The sequence below is a fragment of the Bradyrhizobium murdochi genome (genome assembly GCF_000472965.1).
GTDB lineage: Bacteria > Pseudomonadota > Alphaproteobacteria > Rhizobiales > Xanthobacteraceae > Bradyrhizobium > Bradyrhizobium murdochi.
The window spans coordinates 688,815-704,748 of sequence record NZ_AXAU01000001.1; the positions used below are offsets into that span (position 1 = coordinate 688,815).

Here is a 15,934-nt window from a genome sequence, read left to right on the forward strand (position 1 = left end):
ATGCGCGGCCGCCCAACCAGTACATCCCGCCTGCACAACACCTCTGCGGTGAGCCTCGACTGTGCAACCGCATTCCAGACGATCGCGCTCGACTGCATCGCTTCGATCAAGGCCCAGCACAGCAGCGCATGCGCCGGCGATGCCGAGGCGGTGCATCAGATCCGCGTTGCGATTACACGGTTGCGCGCCGCTGTGGCGTTCTTCGCGCCGATCGTGGTCGATGCGGAATGGCTGCGTCTAAAAAAGGAAATCGCCTGGCTGAATGGTTCGCTCGGCGCCGCACGCGACAGTGATGTCCTCGTCGAATATGCACGCCGCAAGCGTTACCGCGGTTGGGCTGAGCACATCATCAAGCAGGTGGGTCAGTGCCAGACGCGGGATCACCGCCGCCTGGTTCGCTGTCTGCGCACCGTTCGGACGCGCCGCCTGATCTCGGCAATCGCTGACTGGACCAGACAGGGAGAGTGGCTGGCGCGGTGCAACCGGAATGAGACGGAGGCTCTACAAGTCTATTGCGCTCGCGAACTCAACCGTTGGCACGAACGGTTGATCCGCAAGGGACGCCACCTGAAGGCGCTGGGTGAATCGCGCCGTCACCGGCTGCGGATCAGGGTCAAACGCTTCCGCTACATGCTGGAAGCGCTCACGGAAACCGTCGCGCTGCAGAGACGCGGCGAATTGCATCACCTGCACCGGCCAGCAAAGCGAATGCAGCGCGCATTGGGCGACCTCCGCGATATCAGGCGTTTCGCCGGTCTTGCCAGCCAATCGCCGCAGGCCGAAAGCGGTAAACGGAGCAAGGTGCCGCCGGGCTATCGCCATCGAAGGAAAGTGCTGCTCGGCGCCGCCATCGCGTCCTATCGTGAACTGAAACAGGCCTGGGCCTGCTGACGTCATCGTTCGCAGTGCTCCCATTGTCGTGCGCAGTTGGTTGCGCTGATCCATGGCGGGCGGGGATGCGACCTTTCGTCTCCGTGAGTTCCTTGTCTCATCTCCTAGTCGCGGTAACTGCGGTCGCAATAACGCCAGTTTGATGCACCTAACTGTTCAGTCCGAAGCCGGTCAGTATCGCTTCGGTGGAAATTCAGAAATCGGAGATTGTCATGTCAGAGCTGTCTGAACGGGCTGCTTCCGGTTCCTTTCCAGCAGCCGCAAACGCAGAAGCGGAAGCCACCAAGCTAAACCAGGGCGTGCTGGAGTTCATGCTTGGTGCGCAGAAGATAATGTTCGAGGAACTGGTGTTTCTCAGCGACGAGATGCTGGAGCGAACGCAGACCGAGATGCACCTGTACACTGAGTTCGTCGCGAAGATGGCTAGCGCGCATTCGGTACGGGACGTCAGGACGATGTGCCAGGAATGCGGCCAGCATCAGCTCGACTTCTTCCGCCGCGACTCCGAACGGTTGTTCAGGCACGCCGAACGGATGATCGCGGCCACGTCGAACTTGATCAGCGGACGCTCCTCGAGCTGATTGGCCAATGGTATGCACCTGAAAATCGCCCCTGCCGACGGCGGTAAGTTACCGTCTTGCCTCTTCGCATAGGCCGCGACCTGCCGGTACTGGAGAACGATGTCCACCTATCGTCTGAAAAATTTGCTTTCGCCGGACTCCGTCGCACTGGTGGGGGCCAGCCCGCGCCACGGCTCGGTAGGCCGTGCCATTCTCAGCAATATTCGCAAGGCCCAATTCAAGGGCGAATTCGGCCTCGTCAATCTGCGCTATCACGAGATCGATGGCGTCGCGGCCGCAGACAGCCTCGCAAAACTGTCCTTTGCGCCGGAACTCGTTGTCCTCACTGCACCAGCCCACACCATCGCCGGCCTGATAGATGAGGCGGGTCGGCGCGGCGCGGCCGGCGCCGTCATCGTCAGTGCTGGGCTCGGCCACGGTCCGGGGTCGCTCGCGGAAGCGGCTGAGCGGGCCGCACAAAAATACGGCATGCGGCTGATCGGTCCGAATTGCCTCGGCATCATGATGCCCGGCGTCAGTCTCAATGCGAGCTTTTCCGCACATATGCCGGCCGCGGGTCATTTGGCGCTCATCTCGCAGTCTGGCGCCATTGCCGCCGGCATGGTGGATTGGGCGGCACAGCGGGCCGTCGGATTTTCCGGCATTGTTTCAATCGGTGACCAGCTCGATGTCGATATCGCCGATCTGCTCGATTATTTCGCGCTGGATGAAAAGACCCACGCCATCCTGCTGTACATCGAGGCGATCAAGGATGCCCGCAAGTTCATGTCGGCGGCGCGGGCCGCCGCCAGAATAAAACCGGTTGTGGTCGTCAAGTCAGGCCGCATGGCGCAAGGCGCGCGGGCCGCTGCAACCCATACCGGAGCGCTCGCCGGCGCTGATGCCGTCTACGACGCTGCGTTTCAACGCGCCGGCATCCTGCGCGTATCGGATCTACGCGAATTGTTCGACTGCGCCGAGACGCTCGGGCGGGTCAAATCGCCTCCTGGAAAGCGGCTTGCGATTCTGACCAATGGCGGCGGCATCGGCGTGCTGGCGGTTGATCGGCTGGTCGAACTCGGCGGTATTCCTGCGGCTCTCTCGTCGGCGATCCGCGAGAAGCTGGACGCTGTTTTGCCGCCGACATGGTCGAAATCGAACCCGGTCGATATCGTCGGCGATGCCGATCCCGCGCGCTATGCCGCAGCGCTCGAAGCGTTGCTGGCCGATCCCGAAAACGACGCCGTGCTGGTGATGAACGTGCAGACGGCGATTGCGCGCGCCGACGAAATCGCCGTGGCCGTGACCGGCGTGGTGCAGAAATATCGTGCCGGGCAGCGCATGGCGCCGAAGCCCGTTCTCGCGGTCTGGGTCGGCGCGGAGCCATCGATCGGCGATCTCTTGAGCGCGGCCGGCATTCCGAACCATCCGACCGGAGACGACGCCGTGCGCGGCTTCATGCATCTGGTCCACCATCGCGAGGTGGTGGAGGCGCTGGCGCAGGTTCCGCCCGCGATGCCGAGCGAATTCGCTCCCGATATCAATGCAGCGCGGCAGATCGTTGCTGCGGCGCTGGCCGATGGCCGTTCATGGCTCGATCCGATCGAGGTCAAGCGGCTCCTTGACGCTTACGATATCGCGGCCGTGCCTACCTTTGCCGCCGCCGATGCCGAAGAGGCGGTCACGCATGCGAATGCGATCTTTGCGCAGGGGGCGACCGTCGTGCTGAAGATCATGTCGCGCGACATCGTCCACAAATCCGATGTCGGCGGCGTGGTGCTCAATCTCACCAGCGCCGATGCGGTGCGCAAGGCGACCAGCGAGATTCTCGCGCGGGCAAGATCGCTGCGGCCTGAGGCGCGCATATCGGGCGTGATGGTGCAGGCGATGGTGGTGCGGGCAAAGGCGCGCGAGCTTATTCTCGGCCTCGCCGACGATCCGACCTTTGGTACTGTCGTCGTGTTCGGCCGTGGCGGAACGGCAGTCGAGATCATCAATGACAAGGCGCTGGCGCTGCCGCCACTCGACCTGCAACTGGCGCGCAGCCTGATCGAACGTACCCGTGTCTCGCGGCTGTTGCGCGCCTATCGCGACGTGCCGGCGGTGAAGCAGGACGCAGTCGCAATGGTTCTGGTCAAGCTGGCGCAGATGGCCGCCGACATACTCGATATCCGTGGGCTCGACATCAATCCGCTGTTGGCGGATGAGGCGGGCGTGCTGGCGGTTGATGCGCGGGTTGTGATCGGGCGCGTGGAACGAAAGTTTCGTGGTTCGGGCCCGGCGAACTTCGCCGTGCGGCCTTATCCCTCGCAATGGCAGCGTCACATCGAGGTCAAGGACGGCTGGCGCGTGTTCGTTCGTCCGATCCGTCCCGAGGATGAGCCGGCGATCCACGAGATGCTGAAACACGTTACGATGCAGGATCTGCGGCTCCGGTTCTTTGCACCGATGAAGGAATTTTCCCATGAATTCATCGCCCGCCTGACCCAGCTCGATTACGCCCGGGCGATGGCCTTCGTCGCCTTCGACGAGGAGACCAACGAACTGGTCGGGGTGGTCAGGATCCATTCGGACTCGATCTATGAGAGCGGCGAATACGCGATCCTGCTCCGATCCGATCTCAAGGGCAGGGGGCTCGGGTGGACCCTGATGCAGATGATCATCGAGTATGCAAAGTCCGAAGGATTGAAGGCGATTTCCGGCGACGTGCTGACGGAAAACACGGTGATGCTGGCGATGTGCCGCAGCCTCGGCTTCGAGGTGAAGTCGGACCCGCGGGAGCACGATATCTGCAACGTCAGGCTGAGGCTTTAGTTGTCGTCAGCGCACGGCATGCGCCTTTACGCTGCCGTGTGCGGGATCGACCACTGCGGTTGTCCGTCAGTGCGAAAACAGGATCGGGAGCGGCGGCTTCGACAGCCGGCTCTTGGTGGCGCCGCCGAGGATGAATTCGCGCCATCGCGAATGTCCATAGGCACCCATCACGAGAACGTCGACCCGATGTGATGCTGTATGGGCTTCGAGCACCTCGCCGAACCGCCTGCGGCCGCTTCTGCTTGCACCGAAAAGGATCAACATCTCCCACCGTGCTGGCAGGTCAGAGACTGGGCATCAGGGAGGTCGACGAGGGCATTTGGCTCGCCAGCTTCATGCACTATGATCTTGGATACTTCGACCTGGAGCAGAAAACCTTGCAGCCCCTCGACAATCCGTTCGGCACGAGGTTGTCACTCATGTCTTAGGTACGTTCCGTTACACATGTCTCCGGGCTGGACATAATGTAACTGGCGGAAGGGGTGGGATTCGAACCCACGGTACCCTTGCAGGCACGCCGGTTTTCAAGACCGGTGCCTTAAACCACTCGGCCACCCTTCCAGCTCAATAATATCAAGTGCTTATCGGATGTTCCGAACAGAACAAACCGCGAAACTGGCACCCGATTGGCACCCTAGCGACTCAGCGCCGCGTTGATCGCCGCTGCCGCCTTGCCGTCGTCCTTTTGGAACAGATGGGCATAGATGCGCAAGGTAATATCTGGCTTTGCATGCCCGAGGCGCTTGGAAATTGTGACGATATCCACGCCGGCATCAATCAACTGGCTCGCGTGGGTGTGGCGTAGGTTGTGGAATGCCAGATCAGGCATCCTGATCTGATCCGCAAAGTCGCTCCAAGCCTTGCTGTATCGCTTTTGAGAGGGCAGGCCACCGTCAAGGCCCGCGAATAGCAGGGCGTCGTCCCTAAGCTTGCCGGCACCGAGCTTAACCCGGAATTCCAACTGCTCTTTCCGGAACTCGCGCAGCGTTTCGACCAGAAGATCGGGCAGGGTGATATCCCGCCGGCCGGCCTTGGTTTTGGGCGCCTTGAATCGAACGCAGTGCGCCTTGGTTTCCTCCAGCGCCTCGCGGACCTGAATCACCTTCCGGTCAAAGTCGACGCGGCCCCAGCGGAGCGCGAGCACTTCGCCAAGTCGCATGCCGGTGAACAGGGAAATCATTGCCGGGACAAAAAGACGGTGGCCGCGCACCAACTCGATAAACCCCGGAACATCCTTGACGATCACCATTTCGTCGTCGTCGACCTTCGGCGCGGATTGAGAGGCGACGACGTTCTTAACAACCATTTCGTTCTTTGCGGCGTCGCGCAGCGCTTTCCCGAGCACGCGGTGGGCATGGCCGATCGTCCGTGGCGAAAGTCCGCCTTTGCCGTTTGCCCTGCCGCTGGTCCGCAGCGTCGTATGCCATTCCTCTATATCGAGCGTTCGCAGTTTCTGGAGCAACTTGGCGCCAATGTGCGGCACGATCTGATTTTCCACCAGTTCTCGATAACGGGCGGCCGTCCTGGCGCTAATGTCTCCGGCGGCTTCCCAGTGGTCGACGCGGACACGCACGAATTCGCCTACAGTTATTTTGTTCGGTTCGACGTATTTGGATTGGTCAACCGCTGTGATCAGTTCGGCCAGTTTGATCTGCGCCTGACGTTTGGTGCCGCGGAAAGTGACGAATTGAGTGCGGCGCTCGCCCGTCTTTTCGTCACGGCCGGCATCGAATTTGAGCCGAAACGAATTCTTGCCGCGCTGCTGGATATGGCCCCTCATTGTTCGTCGCCCTTCTTAGCCCGTCGGGCGACCACCGGTTCGAGGCGATCACGCAGGATCTTCGCAAGTTCCGTCAGGCGGGCAATCTCCGCATGCGCTTCAAGCCACTTCACCTCGAACCTCTGTGCAGTGGCATCCACATAGGACTGCATGTCGTCGCGTTTAAACGATGCTTCGAGGCGATCAACGATCTCGCCTGTGAGCGTTCGCCCGTTTTTTTCTGCTGACTTTTCCAGCCGCGCCAACAGCGACGGCTCAACTCTGAGCCGGAGATGCGGCGTGTGCGTGTCCTTGGTCTTGGTCTTCCGTGCCATCTCTTAAATCCCCCTTGTTCCGCTCGGCTCTATCCCCATAGCACACAAAAAAACATCTAGGTACAGGAAATTGCCCTTGCTGGGACAAAATTGTACCCTAGCTAATGCTAGGTACAGAACTGTTCCCTAGCTCTAACAGGCCCAGTTTTCGGCCAGAAAGTCTGATCCGTGAACGAGGAATTGAGACAGCTCCTATCGAAGCCCACCGCGTCGATACCCGATGTTGGCCGCATCTGTTTCGGGCTGAGCCGTAATGGAAGCTATGACGCCGCGCGCCGCGGCGATTTCCCGACGATCAAGATCGGCCGACTGCTGAAGGTGCCGACAGCGGGACTGCGCCGCCAGCTCGGGCTGGAGACGGCCTGATGAGCGAGCTAGTCGACGCAGGCTTTCTGCGTGATGCTGCGATCCGCATACGGCAGCGAATGTCCCGCACTGCTGAGGACATCGTCGAGATTGGGCGCGACCTGATCGAAGTGAAGGGCCGATTGGCCCACGGAGAGTTCCTGTCGTGGATCGATGCTGAGTTCAGAATGAGCAGCGACACTACTCAACGCTTTATGCTTGTGGCAAAACTACAAATTCCGCCCGTTGCGGAATTTCAACCCTCCGTCCTCTACGCGCTCGCCGCCCCCTCGACCCCTGAGGAAGTTCGCGCCGCCGTCACAGAGAAGGTGGCATCGGGCGAGGCCGTCACTGTCGCCGACGTGAAGGCACTGAAGAAGGCGGCGTCCATTGGCAAATCGGCAACGGTTGCCGATTCCCAGGTCGCCAAGGTCGGTGAGATCGCGGCGGCGAAGGCGGAGCTGCGCGCGGTGGTAACAGACGCCGCGACACGCGGTCTCCGGGGCCGCACTGGCTCATCCAACAAGAACCCGAACTATCAACCGCCGTCGGCGGCCTCCGCAGCGTGGATGCACGTTTACGGTGTTGCACGGGCCCTGGTCGAGTGGGCGACTCCGGACAATGTCGCACTTGCGATCGCCGGGCGCAATGAGCGGGGTGACGATCAGTACGCCAATATGAGGGCGGTTTGGGAATGCCTCGACACGGTCTCGAATCTCATCGGCTCATTGGGCGCGCGCCCCGGCCTCGCCGAGATGGGCAAGAGGGTGGTGCACGGCGTCCCAGAAGAAAGCTTTAAGCAGGCGACGCATCTGATCGGTACCGTCAATCGCTTTGCCGAGTTCTGCCGCGCCAACTCGGCGGCCACAGTTGCCTCCAGCGTCTTGCCTTCGGAGCAATTGGACATCACAGCCGACATTGCCGTCATCTCTGCATGGCTCGACCGTTTCGCGGTGGCGCTAGATAGAGCTGCCCCAAAATGGATAGCTCCGCATGCCGCCAAGCTTTCCAGCGAGATGATGGACTTTTCGAGATCAGCCTTGCTGAACCGCTTGGGCCGTTCGAAACCCGGGGATCCGCCGAAGCCGTCGCATTCATGGCGTCCCACGCCATCGCTCGGGACACTTGGCTGCGACGAAACACCAGATACAGGAAGATCGAGCAATGACGGTCATAGACCTGCGGGACAAGTTCGACGCGCGGGCCGAAGAGGCCGAGGCAATTCGCTGGCAGGGTGCCCGCGACGTTGAGATCGATAAAGTGATCATGCTCATGCTCGGTCGCCTAGAGCGGAAGGACTTCTCGGCCGCCGAAATTGCGGATCGTTTCCGGTGCTGGGCGGACAGCATTGCCGAGATCGAGATTGAGGACTCGGCATAACCCCAACAAACGACAACGCCCTCGGCGAGCATCCGAGGGCGTCGGTAGCAATTAGGCCAAATCCTGGAGGGGATCCATGCCAATCAACAGTTTCAAGTATAAAACATATGCCATCAGCCAACTCGAGATTCAAGCGCTCCCAGCACGATAGCGTTGACAGCGCGCACGCTAAGCCAGTCAGGCCGGCTCAAGCTAAGCGCCGATATCACACATACAGCCGAGGCGGGCATCGCCTGCGCCAGATCGAGCTCCTCATCCGCGATCGGCACGGAAAGGTGCCAGACACCGACGACAGCGAGACCTATCTGCTTCCGGTCGCGAGATGCGTCCGCAAGATCCTGGCCGACAAGGGCAAACCCGCGACGGCCGACAAGGTCATCGCCCCATTCGGCTACTGGTGCGAGAGGTGGGCGCCGCACCTCTCGGCGGACCAGATCGGCGATATCGTCCAGCAGGCGCTCAACGAGCCATATTTTGATCGCGACGATGTCCTCGGTGTGGCCCTGCGCCTCAGCTACGCCGAGCGCCAACGGCTTCAGATCACAACCATCGGCAGTTTTGATGTCGATCGGAGGGCGCGGAAAAGGCTCAACCGGGACCGAAAACGGGAGCGCGATCGGCTGCGCGCGGCAGAGAACCGCAGGGCAAAGGGCGCGACGCCGCGGGCCGAAAGTCTTTCTAGGACCAAGCCTTGGGAACAGATGGGAGTCAGTCGGCGGACCTATTACCGGAGGATGGCTAACGGTGGCACAAGTTCGTCGCCTCACCCTTCTTATATATCGGCAAGCGACGATGTTGTGCCACTTGGCACGACCCCCGCAGCTTGCGAGGGGCGCGAAGTCGCGCCGGCCTTACGGCCTAAGCTACGGCCTACGGCCTACGCCCTCGCCGGCCTGAGCAAGGTGGAGGGCCAGAAGATTCCCGCGAAGGAAGTAAGTAAGGAAACCAAGCCAGAAGCACCTCCCAGGCTGAGTGAGATGACAAGCGGTGAGCGCCTCGACGGTCGTATTGTCGGAGAGTGCGCATGACGACTGCGCTGCTCACTCACCCTACTGCGTCACCGCTCAGCCTCTTCACGCAGCCCCATGGCACGCAATGCTGTTCGCTGGCTGAAGGACTTCGCATCGGGCGGTGGCGCACCGGTGGCCGCCTGATCAACGACAATCGCGCTCGTGATCTGCCTGCTGATACGCGCTCGATCGCCGGCCGGTCCTTCTCGACACTGCTTGCAACGAGCGCATCAGCGGCCACGGCTGGGGCGGGAAGGGGGCCATCCGCGGAAAATTTCATAGGGACCGGTATAGCGGAATCACGCCATGCGCCGCGAGCGCGCCCGATGAATCGCTGTGTGTTGAGATTTCCAAAATCGACTTGTTTGTGAGGTTCACGAAGCCATGACCAAACGTAAGGCCGTTCCGAAGGCCAAAAAGAAGACGCCCAGGTCCCGCAAGGGCTTGGCTCAATCAGAATTCGGCCGGCTCGTCGGCTGCACGCAACAGCGGGTTTCCCAACTCGCAAAATCCGGCGTGATCCCGGTGCTGCCGAGCGGCCGGATCGACGAGTTTGCGGCAACGCCGGCTTACGTGACTTTCATCAAGCGGACGCCAGATGAAGCCATGAAACGCGTTCGTGAGGCGAGGGCAAAGGAGATTGAGCTGAGGGTCGCGAAAGAGCGGCGCGAGCTGATTTCGCTCGAAGACGTAAATTACGCGGTCGGCATGATCGCCTCAAAGTTTTGCGGCGAGCTGGCTGGCGTCGCGGCGGCAAGTACGCGTGACCTTGGATTGCGAGAGATCATCCAGACGAACCTCTCCGCGGCCATCTTGAGATTCAAGGCGTCGCTCGACGCGGTGACTGACGACGCCAAAGCCGGGCGGCCTATCGGCGACGACGATGCGGAGGATGAAGATGAAGATTAAACTCTCTGAGGCCTTGGCAATCATCAGCGCCCCTCGCGACGTCGCTATCGAACGCGCTCTCGCGGACGACGCTACAATCGAGGATGTTGCGCGCGCTGGCCTCCTTATCAGGAAAGTCACGACATTCTGGTTGCGTCACGCCGACCCAGCGAACCATCAAGCAATCCTGCACGCCGAGGATGAGCACCTGAAGGCCATGTCGCTACGGCTAATGGAGATCGACGTCGGCTCCGACCTGACTGCGGCAACCATCGCTGCCGACGTCCTGCGACCGAGGGCGAAGCCGTGACCGACGCCGAAATCATCGTACAATTGGAAAAAGCGCTCGAGTCCTTGCGCGCGCGTCAGAGCTCCAAGACGCCGCTGCCAGCGCTCACGGTCGCAAAGGCAGTTGCCAAACCGCGGCCGGCGCCCGCCGCTCCTCCAAGTTCAAGGCCCGTCGCCAACGCGGCTCAACCGAGGTGGAAGCCTGCTGTCCGGGCCTTTGCGGATCGCGGTTTTCCCTTTGACGATTGGCTCGTGCGCCGGATTTGCAGCAATCATGATTGGGCGCTGAAACTGCCCGGAGGCTGGCATGTGGATCATGCAAAATTCGATGACTATGCGACTCTGGTTGAGTTGAGACAGGCCACCTTCAATACGACCCAAAAGTACGAATCGTCCGAATCGTCGGTGGCGAATAGCGCGTAGACAGCGCAAATAGACTTCAGGTGGTTGAGGCCGCGGATGTAACGGCCCCAGCACGATGGCGCCACGGGACCGGAAAGCATCCCGTGGGCGCCATCGCACCAGGAGAAAGCAAATTGCACGAGCACGATTATTCCCTAGGGACGGACCGATGCCCGCGCTGTATCGAGCTGCGGAATCTCGTGCACGATATGAATTTGCCGCCCAGTCGGTGCCCGGCCTGCATCGAATTCCGGCGCGAGAGGTCGAGGCCGTCGAGAGGCACGCACGTACCGGGCTTCGGCACCTCCGCACCCGGCCTCAGCAGCTTTCTGGTCCATGCAGATAGGACGAACACAACCATGCCGAACGCTCCGGCAAAAACTGACAGTGAGTTGTTGGCGGCGGCCGAGCGGGCGGCTTACTCCGCGATTGAGCAGCGGCGAGCAAAAGAAGCTGCCAAGCAGGCGATCGCTGCCTCGTGGAACGAAGTCATTACCGACATCAACCGAACTCTGTCGCCGTCCGGCACGGTCTCAACGAACAGCCGGACGTCTGCGCCGTCGCGATCCTCAGACAGTCGCGGCGGCGCCTCAATTCTGAAGGGATGAAAAATGACCAGCCGAACCGCCGTTGAACAGGCCCGCGCCGCTCTCGCGGCCATCGAGACCGAACTCGCCGTGCTCGAGGTTGCCAAGAGCGAAGCAGCCCGTGACCAGACATTGTTCAACGAGTGGCGCACCAAGTATGCCGCCGCGACGTCGGAACGGGAGAGACTCGTCGCGCTGATCGAGGTTCTCGAAGCGGAAGCAGCAACCGCTGAGGTCAAGGCTGCCGAGGACGCGCTGCGCAGGCGCCATGCCGATCGCAAGGTAGCGAATGAAAAGTTGGCGCAACGCATCCGGACTGACATCAAGAGGGCAAACTCGATCCTGCTTGCGCTCGTGCGGGATGTTGCCGATGCGGCTGCGGAGGATGCGAGGATTAATGAGTCGTTGCCGGATGACATGGAGCCGCTTATTCCGGCGGATTTCATTGCCCGTGGGTGCCGCGGCCTGGAACGTCAGGAACTGAAAACGACGCGGACGTGGCTGTGGGTTAATGCGAGAGGCGGCGGCTTGATCGGCGATCAGGACAGTGTCGTCGACCGCGGGAACGGCTTCGGTCAAATCGGCGAGGGTCCTTACACCGTAAATTGTCAGCGCTCGCTGTTCGTACAGACCGAGTACTTTCCCGCCGAGCCCGCCCAGCGGCCGGAGCCGCTGTGGCAGATGAGGTTGCCTCGTCCTGACGGACCTGGCTGGGCGTTTGATGGTGCGCGATGCAATTATCCCGCTGCCGTTCTTGATGAGCTTGCGAGAGGTGCACGAGTCGGGGAGCCGCGCGAGCGATCCGTCGAGGTCGAGCTGAAGCCGGTGCCCTCGATCGAAAAAGAGGCCGCCGCCTGATGTCCGCGAAGACAATCGAAGCCCGTGCTGTCATTTCGGCAAAAGATTCCACCGGCAGCACGCTAGACAAAATCGCCGCGAAATTCCGCGGTGTCGAGAAAAATGCTCGCGCGCTTGAGGGCATCCGGCCATTAAAATTCACCGGCGGCCTCGATGAGGAGTTGCGCCGACTTAAACTCACCGAGCGTGAACTACAGTCCGTCCGCAAGGCACAGGCGGCGCTGCAATCGCAATTGCTGGCGGACCCGGTTGGCCGTCGGCCGTCGATGTACTTCCGCGCGCTCGATGATTGGAAGAACAAGACCGTCAGCCATTGGCGAGAGATCAAGGCCAGTGTCGACGACACCGACAAGGCACACCGCAAGTTCTTCGCCCACGCGGGCGCGGCTGCCCTGCGCTGGGGCATGGTTGCAGGCGGCATCGGAAGTTCGGCTTATGCGGCCAGCCGCGCCGCTCGATTTACATTCGATAAGACGCAGGAAGCGAGCCGAGAGACGACAAAGCAACGGCAATCGGGCCTTACCCAGGCGCAGTCTGATGCCATTGCGGCCGAGGCTGAGCGACAGTCGCAGCTTTACCCGAGCATCAGTCAGACCGAGTTCAGGTCCGCCGGCCGCGAGGCAACGATGCAGCTCGGAAGTTCTGAAGCTGGTCTGAAAATGATGTCGACGATCGGAAAATTCATGACCAGCGGCAAGGTGTTGTGGGGCAGCGACCGGATCGACGAACAAACGAGGAAGGCGCTGCAGATCCTCGATGCTCGCCAGATCACGGACCCCGAACGCGCATCCAGTCTGCTCGATGCATTGGTTCGATCGTCTCAAGTCGAAGGTGGGCCTGATTTAAAGGCCGAAGATCTCCGCACCTCGTTGAGGTATGGCCGAGACATGCTTCGAGGTCAGAGCGACCGGTTCATCACCTCGGTCCTACCGCAGCTTGGTGTCGACATGGGGTATCCGCAGGCTGGCACCGGCCTGGCGTCGATGCACTCGGCTCTGATCGGTGGCCGGCAGAAGGAAGCAGCGACAGAGTTTCAGAGAGCAGTCGGTCTGCGCAATGACAGCGGCCTCGTGGGGCAAAGTCTTTTTGCGCGCGATGTCGACAAGTGGTTCGACGAACACTTCATCCCAGCGATGAAGAAGGCGAAGGTCAACACTGAAGATCCGGCCGAGGTCGCCGCATTCAATTCCAAGTTTTTCTCAAACCGGACGGCCGCCGACGTTGCCGGCAATATGGTAAGCGGCCAGGCGCAGCGGATCAGGCGCCGCGAGCAGCAGGAGAGGGCGACAGGCATCGCCGGAGCCGAGAGCCTGCACACCAGAGACGTCGGCGTCGCGCTGGAGGCGGCAAGCACGCAACTGACGAACTTGGCATCGAGCGCGAAGCTGGCAGATGCATCGATCGCTGGCTTGAACAGCGCGATGGGGCTGCTCCAGCAACTCAACGAGTCGACCAAGGATGGGTTGGTGCGCGATCTAGCTGATCGAGCGAAAAAGACTTTCGACACCGACATGCGCGAAATCAGAATGATCGGCGGCGCAATTGGCAAACTTGTGGAATGGGACCGAGCGAATGCCAAGAACTTTCCTTCGGTCGTCCCCGAGTGGCTGGGCGGTCCAAAGGCCCCGACCTATTCACCGGGCGAAGACCCGATGGGCAGCGACTATCAGCGCCGTCAGTTTCGCAGCAAGGAGTTCTGGGAGGGACTCGGTCGCGAAGGTGCCTCGGCTGCGAGCGCCGCGCGACTTCGCCGAGAAGCAGATATCCAGAGCGCGTCACCCTTTGCAGTGCCAAGCCTCAGCAAGACCATGACCTACGGAACAGGCATAAACGGCAATGACGACAAGACGGTTTCCGTGCAGGGCGATGTGCATGGCGAGGCAGCGCTCTCGATCAAGATCGAAGCGCCAGAACTGATCAAGGCCTACTACGACGCGCAGAGGGCCATTTCGTTGGCTGGTCAGCTCACAAGCAACGGCGTGGGCTCGACCGGCAAGAGCAGCCCCGACGCGGCGGCACCGGCCACACCGGCACAACCCACGGCCCCGTAGTGAGCCGCTCGACGCATACGTCACCTTTGTTCCGATTTTAGAGGACCTCTCTGATGAACGTGGAAAGCGAGATCAAGGATCTGAAGACAAGGCTCGAAGCCACCGAAGCTGTCCATGCGCTTCTTATTGGCGCATTGGCCCGCATCGTAGTTTCGCCCGCAGGCTTCACGGCGGACGAACTCATGAGAGGCGTTCGGGAAAGCATTTCAACCCGAACGAACGGCAACGATCCAGCCCTCGTGGAAAGAATGCAACTGCTCAGCGAGCAATACGTTGAGGATGCGATCTACCTCGTCGAACATTGCATGAAATCCTTTGATCGGCCCTCCTGACCAGGCCCGCGCTCAAACTTGCAATAGGATCGATCATGCGTTTCGGCGTCGGCGTCCGCTTTCCCCTTCCAGGCGTAGTTCAGCTAGTCGGAAGGGCATTTGTCCGCAGTCGGGCGGGAGTTGTCGCCGGCGGCAAGGTGTCGTTGTCAGGCAAAGCGACCACGCGCCAAGCGTCGCGACCGGGACTCGGCAGCGTCCCGGTCATCGCCTCGACCTCGTTCAGCATCGCGACCAACCCGGGCTTCAATGCCTTGATTGGTCAGGTTGTCGCCACCAACAGCCCGACGTCGTTCGCCATCATCGCCGGCAACCCGTCGGGCTTCTTCTCCATCACCAATGGCGGCAGCTTGCGCACCGGCACGTCTGCGGCCCCGCCGGACAACAACTACTCGCTGACCATCACGGCGTCGAACAGCTTCGGCACCAGCCCACCGAAGTCTATCACGGTCACCGTCGGCGCGGCGCCTGTGGTCAGCGATCAGTCGATGAACCTCACGATACCGGCAGCCAGCGGCGATCCTGTTGGCACCGTGGCGGTCTCCGCCGGAACGCCGACCGGCTTCTCCATCACGGCCGGCAACTCTTCCGGTTACTTCGCAATCAACAACACGGGCGACATCACAGTTACGTCCGCAGGCGCTTCGGGCATTACCGCGCAGTCCTATCCGCTCACGGTGCAGGCGGCCAACGCGCTCGGCAATGATACGGGCGTCGTCACGGTGGTTGCGGCCACCGCGTCGCAAACTCCGGCCATTCCGATGAGCTTGAATGACTCGCGGTTCGCCAGCAATACGAACGGCCCGACCAGCATTCAGACGGCTGCAAATCTGATTAACCGGCAATGGATGCAGGGGCCGGCTTATGCGAGCGGCGAGCCGATCTTCTACATCGAGTCGACCGGCACTCAAGTCATCAACATGATTCAGTGTCGCGCGGACTGTCGCGAGGGGCCGCGGCTTGGCCTCGCTCCGACCGCGACGTTCAACGTGGATCAGTGCTTCATCAACTGCATAGGTAAGCCCCCTGTCGACCACGCGGACGCATTCCAGGCGTTCGGAGGCGGGGGCAATGTCAACATCACCAATTCCTGCATCCGCGCCTACACGGACAGTGAAGCAAATAGCTTGGGAAGCTTTATCGGCTCGGGCGGCTTCTTCTGGGCGGACGCTGCGCAGGGGACGATCACGTTTGACAACTGCCTGTTCTGGGGCGGCGAGCGGATGATCGCCATCTATGCCGACGTCGGCACGACGACAAACGTCCGCATGAGAAACTGCTTCTTTGCAACGCCGTTCCCATTCGAAACCGGGTACATGTACGACATCAGAGCCGTGCCGGGCGGTACGTTGAATATCCTTGAGTGGACCAACAACCGCCGCTGCACGATCAGCGGGGGCGTGATCGTTCCAGGGACCATATTGCCACCTCCATAAT

General features: G+C 61.1%; 16 protein-coding genes, 1 tRNA gene and 2 pseudogenes. 15 read left to right on the forward strand and 4 right to left on the reverse strand.

Features of this window, described 5'->3' with window-relative positions; translation table 11 throughout:
• The 3 genes from YUO_RS0103510 to YUO_RS0103520 all read left to right on the forward strand — a co-directional run bounded on the left by YUO_RS0103510 (position 1) and on the right by YUO_RS0103520 (position 4,265).
• Positions 1–891 (forward strand): CHAD domain-containing protein, encoded by an 891-nt coding sequence (locus YUO_RS0103510; RefSeq protein WP_035725813.1) that lies wholly within the window; start codon positions 1–3, stop codon positions 889–891.
• A gap of 212 nt (positions 892–1,103) precedes the next feature.
• Complete coding sequence (locus YUO_RS0103515; protein ID WP_028346052.1) at positions 1,104–1,472, forward strand: hypothetical protein; 369 nt, start codon at positions 1,104–1,106, stop codon at positions 1,470–1,472.
• Positions 1,473–1,571: 99 nt separating this feature from the next.
• Positions 1,572–4,265: a bifunctional acetate--CoA ligase family protein/GNAT family N-acetyltransferase gene (locus tag YUO_RS0103520; RefSeq protein WP_028346053.1), complete on the forward strand. Its 2,694-nt coding sequence runs from the start codon at positions 1,572–1,574 to the stop codon at positions 4,263–4,265.
• Between the two features lie 66 nt (positions 4,266–4,331).
• Here the strand turns inward: YUO_RS0103520 and YUO_RS45905 are convergent.
• A pseudogene (locus YUO_RS45905) lies at positions 4,332–4,493 on the reverse strand (universal stress protein); the annotation flags it as partial.
• Here YUO_RS45905 and YUO_RS48850 point away from each other — a divergent pair.
• A pseudogene (locus YUO_RS48850) lies at positions 4,487–4,693 on the forward strand (IS481 family transposase); the annotation flags it as partial. The pseudogenes YUO_RS45905 and YUO_RS48850 sit on opposite strands and share 7 nt — an antisense overlap.
• A gap of 43 nt (positions 4,694–4,736) precedes the next feature.
• Here the strand turns inward: YUO_RS48850 and YUO_RS0103535 are convergent.
• From YUO_RS0103535 to YUO_RS39640, 3 genes are all read right to left on the reverse strand, one after another.
• Positions 4,737–4,826 (reverse strand) — tRNA-Ser (locus YUO_RS0103535).
• 73 nt (positions 4,827–4,899) lie between these two features.
• Positions 4,900–6,045, reverse strand: coding sequence for a tyrosine-type recombinase/integrase (locus YUO_RS0103540; RefSeq protein ID WP_028346056.1), 1,146 nt, complete (start codon positions 6,043–6,045; stop codon positions 4,900–4,902).
• The gene (locus tag YUO_RS39640; protein ID WP_035725816.1) at positions 6,042–6,359 is read right to left on the reverse strand and encodes an Arc family DNA-binding protein; all 318 of its coding nucleotides are present in this window, start codon (positions 6,357–6,359) and stop codon (positions 6,042–6,044) included. The genes YUO_RS0103540 and YUO_RS39640 overlap by 4 nt, the downstream gene beginning before the upstream one ends.
• A gap of 168 nt (positions 6,360–6,527) precedes the next feature.
• On the opposite strand from YUO_RS39640, the gene YUO_RS39645 reads away from it, so the two are divergent.
• The 11 genes from YUO_RS39645 (at position 6,528) to YUO_RS0103600 (ending at position 15,933) form a co-directional block, all read left to right on the forward strand.
• Positions 6,528–6,725, forward strand: a complete 198-nt coding sequence (locus YUO_RS39645) for a hypothetical protein (protein WP_035725819.1) — start codon at positions 6,528–6,530, stop codon at positions 6,723–6,725.
• Positions 6,725–7,954, forward strand: a complete 1,230-nt coding sequence (locus tag YUO_RS43590; RefSeq protein WP_028346057.1) for a DUF3102 domain-containing protein — start codon at positions 6,725–6,727, stop codon at positions 7,952–7,954. Before YUO_RS39645 ends, YUO_RS43590 begins: the two co-directional genes overlap by 1 nt.
• Positions 7,955–8,359: 405 nt before the next feature.
• Positions 8,360–9,112 carry a hypothetical protein gene (locus tag YUO_RS43595; protein WP_156908455.1) on the forward strand — a complete coding sequence of 251 codons (753 nt, stop codon included), beginning with the start codon at positions 8,360–8,362 and terminating at the stop codon, positions 9,110–9,112.
• A 498-nt stretch (positions 9,113–9,610) separates the two neighbouring features.
• The gene (locus YUO_RS0103570; RefSeq protein ID WP_156908456.1) at positions 9,611–10,003 is read left to right on the forward strand and encodes a hypothetical protein; all 393 of its coding nucleotides are present in this window, start codon (positions 9,611–9,613) and stop codon (positions 10,001–10,003) included.
• Complete coding sequence (locus tag YUO_RS0103575) at positions 9,993–10,292, forward strand: hypothetical protein (RefSeq protein ID WP_156908457.1); 300 nt, start codon at positions 9,993–9,995, stop codon at positions 10,290–10,292. Before YUO_RS0103570 ends, YUO_RS0103575 begins: the two co-directional genes overlap by 11 nt.
• Positions 10,289–10,693, forward strand: a complete 405-nt coding sequence (locus YUO_RS0103580; RefSeq protein WP_028346060.1) for a hypothetical protein — start codon at positions 10,289–10,291, stop codon at positions 10,691–10,693. Before YUO_RS0103575 ends, YUO_RS0103580 begins: the two co-directional genes overlap by 4 nt.
• Positions 10,694–11,031: 338 nt before the next feature.
• Entirely contained in the window at positions 11,032–11,280 is a 249-nt protein-coding gene (locus tag YUO_RS45910) for a hypothetical protein (RefSeq protein WP_156908458.1), read from the forward strand.
• A gap of 3 nt (positions 11,281–11,283) precedes the next feature.
• Positions 11,284–12,117, forward strand: a complete 834-nt coding sequence (locus tag YUO_RS0103585; protein WP_028346061.1) for an efflux RND transporter periplasmic adaptor subunit — start codon at positions 11,284–11,286, stop codon at positions 12,115–12,117.
• Positions 12,117–14,168 carry a hypothetical protein gene (locus tag YUO_RS0103590; RefSeq protein ID WP_028346062.1) on the forward strand — a complete coding sequence of 684 codons (2,052 nt, stop codon included), beginning with the start codon at positions 12,117–12,119 and terminating at the stop codon, positions 14,166–14,168. The genes YUO_RS0103585 and YUO_RS0103590 overlap by 1 nt, the downstream gene beginning before the upstream one ends.
• A gap of 53 nt (positions 14,169–14,221) precedes the next feature.
• Positions 14,222–14,500, forward strand: coding sequence for a hypothetical protein (locus tag YUO_RS0103595; RefSeq protein WP_028346063.1), 279 nt, complete (start codon positions 14,222–14,224; stop codon positions 14,498–14,500).
• Between the two features lie 35 nt (positions 14,501–14,535).
• Entirely contained in the window at positions 14,536–15,933 is a 1,398-nt protein-coding gene (locus YUO_RS0103600; protein ID WP_028346064.1) for a cadherin repeat domain-containing protein, read from the forward strand.
• Position 15,934 lies beyond the last annotated feature (1 nt).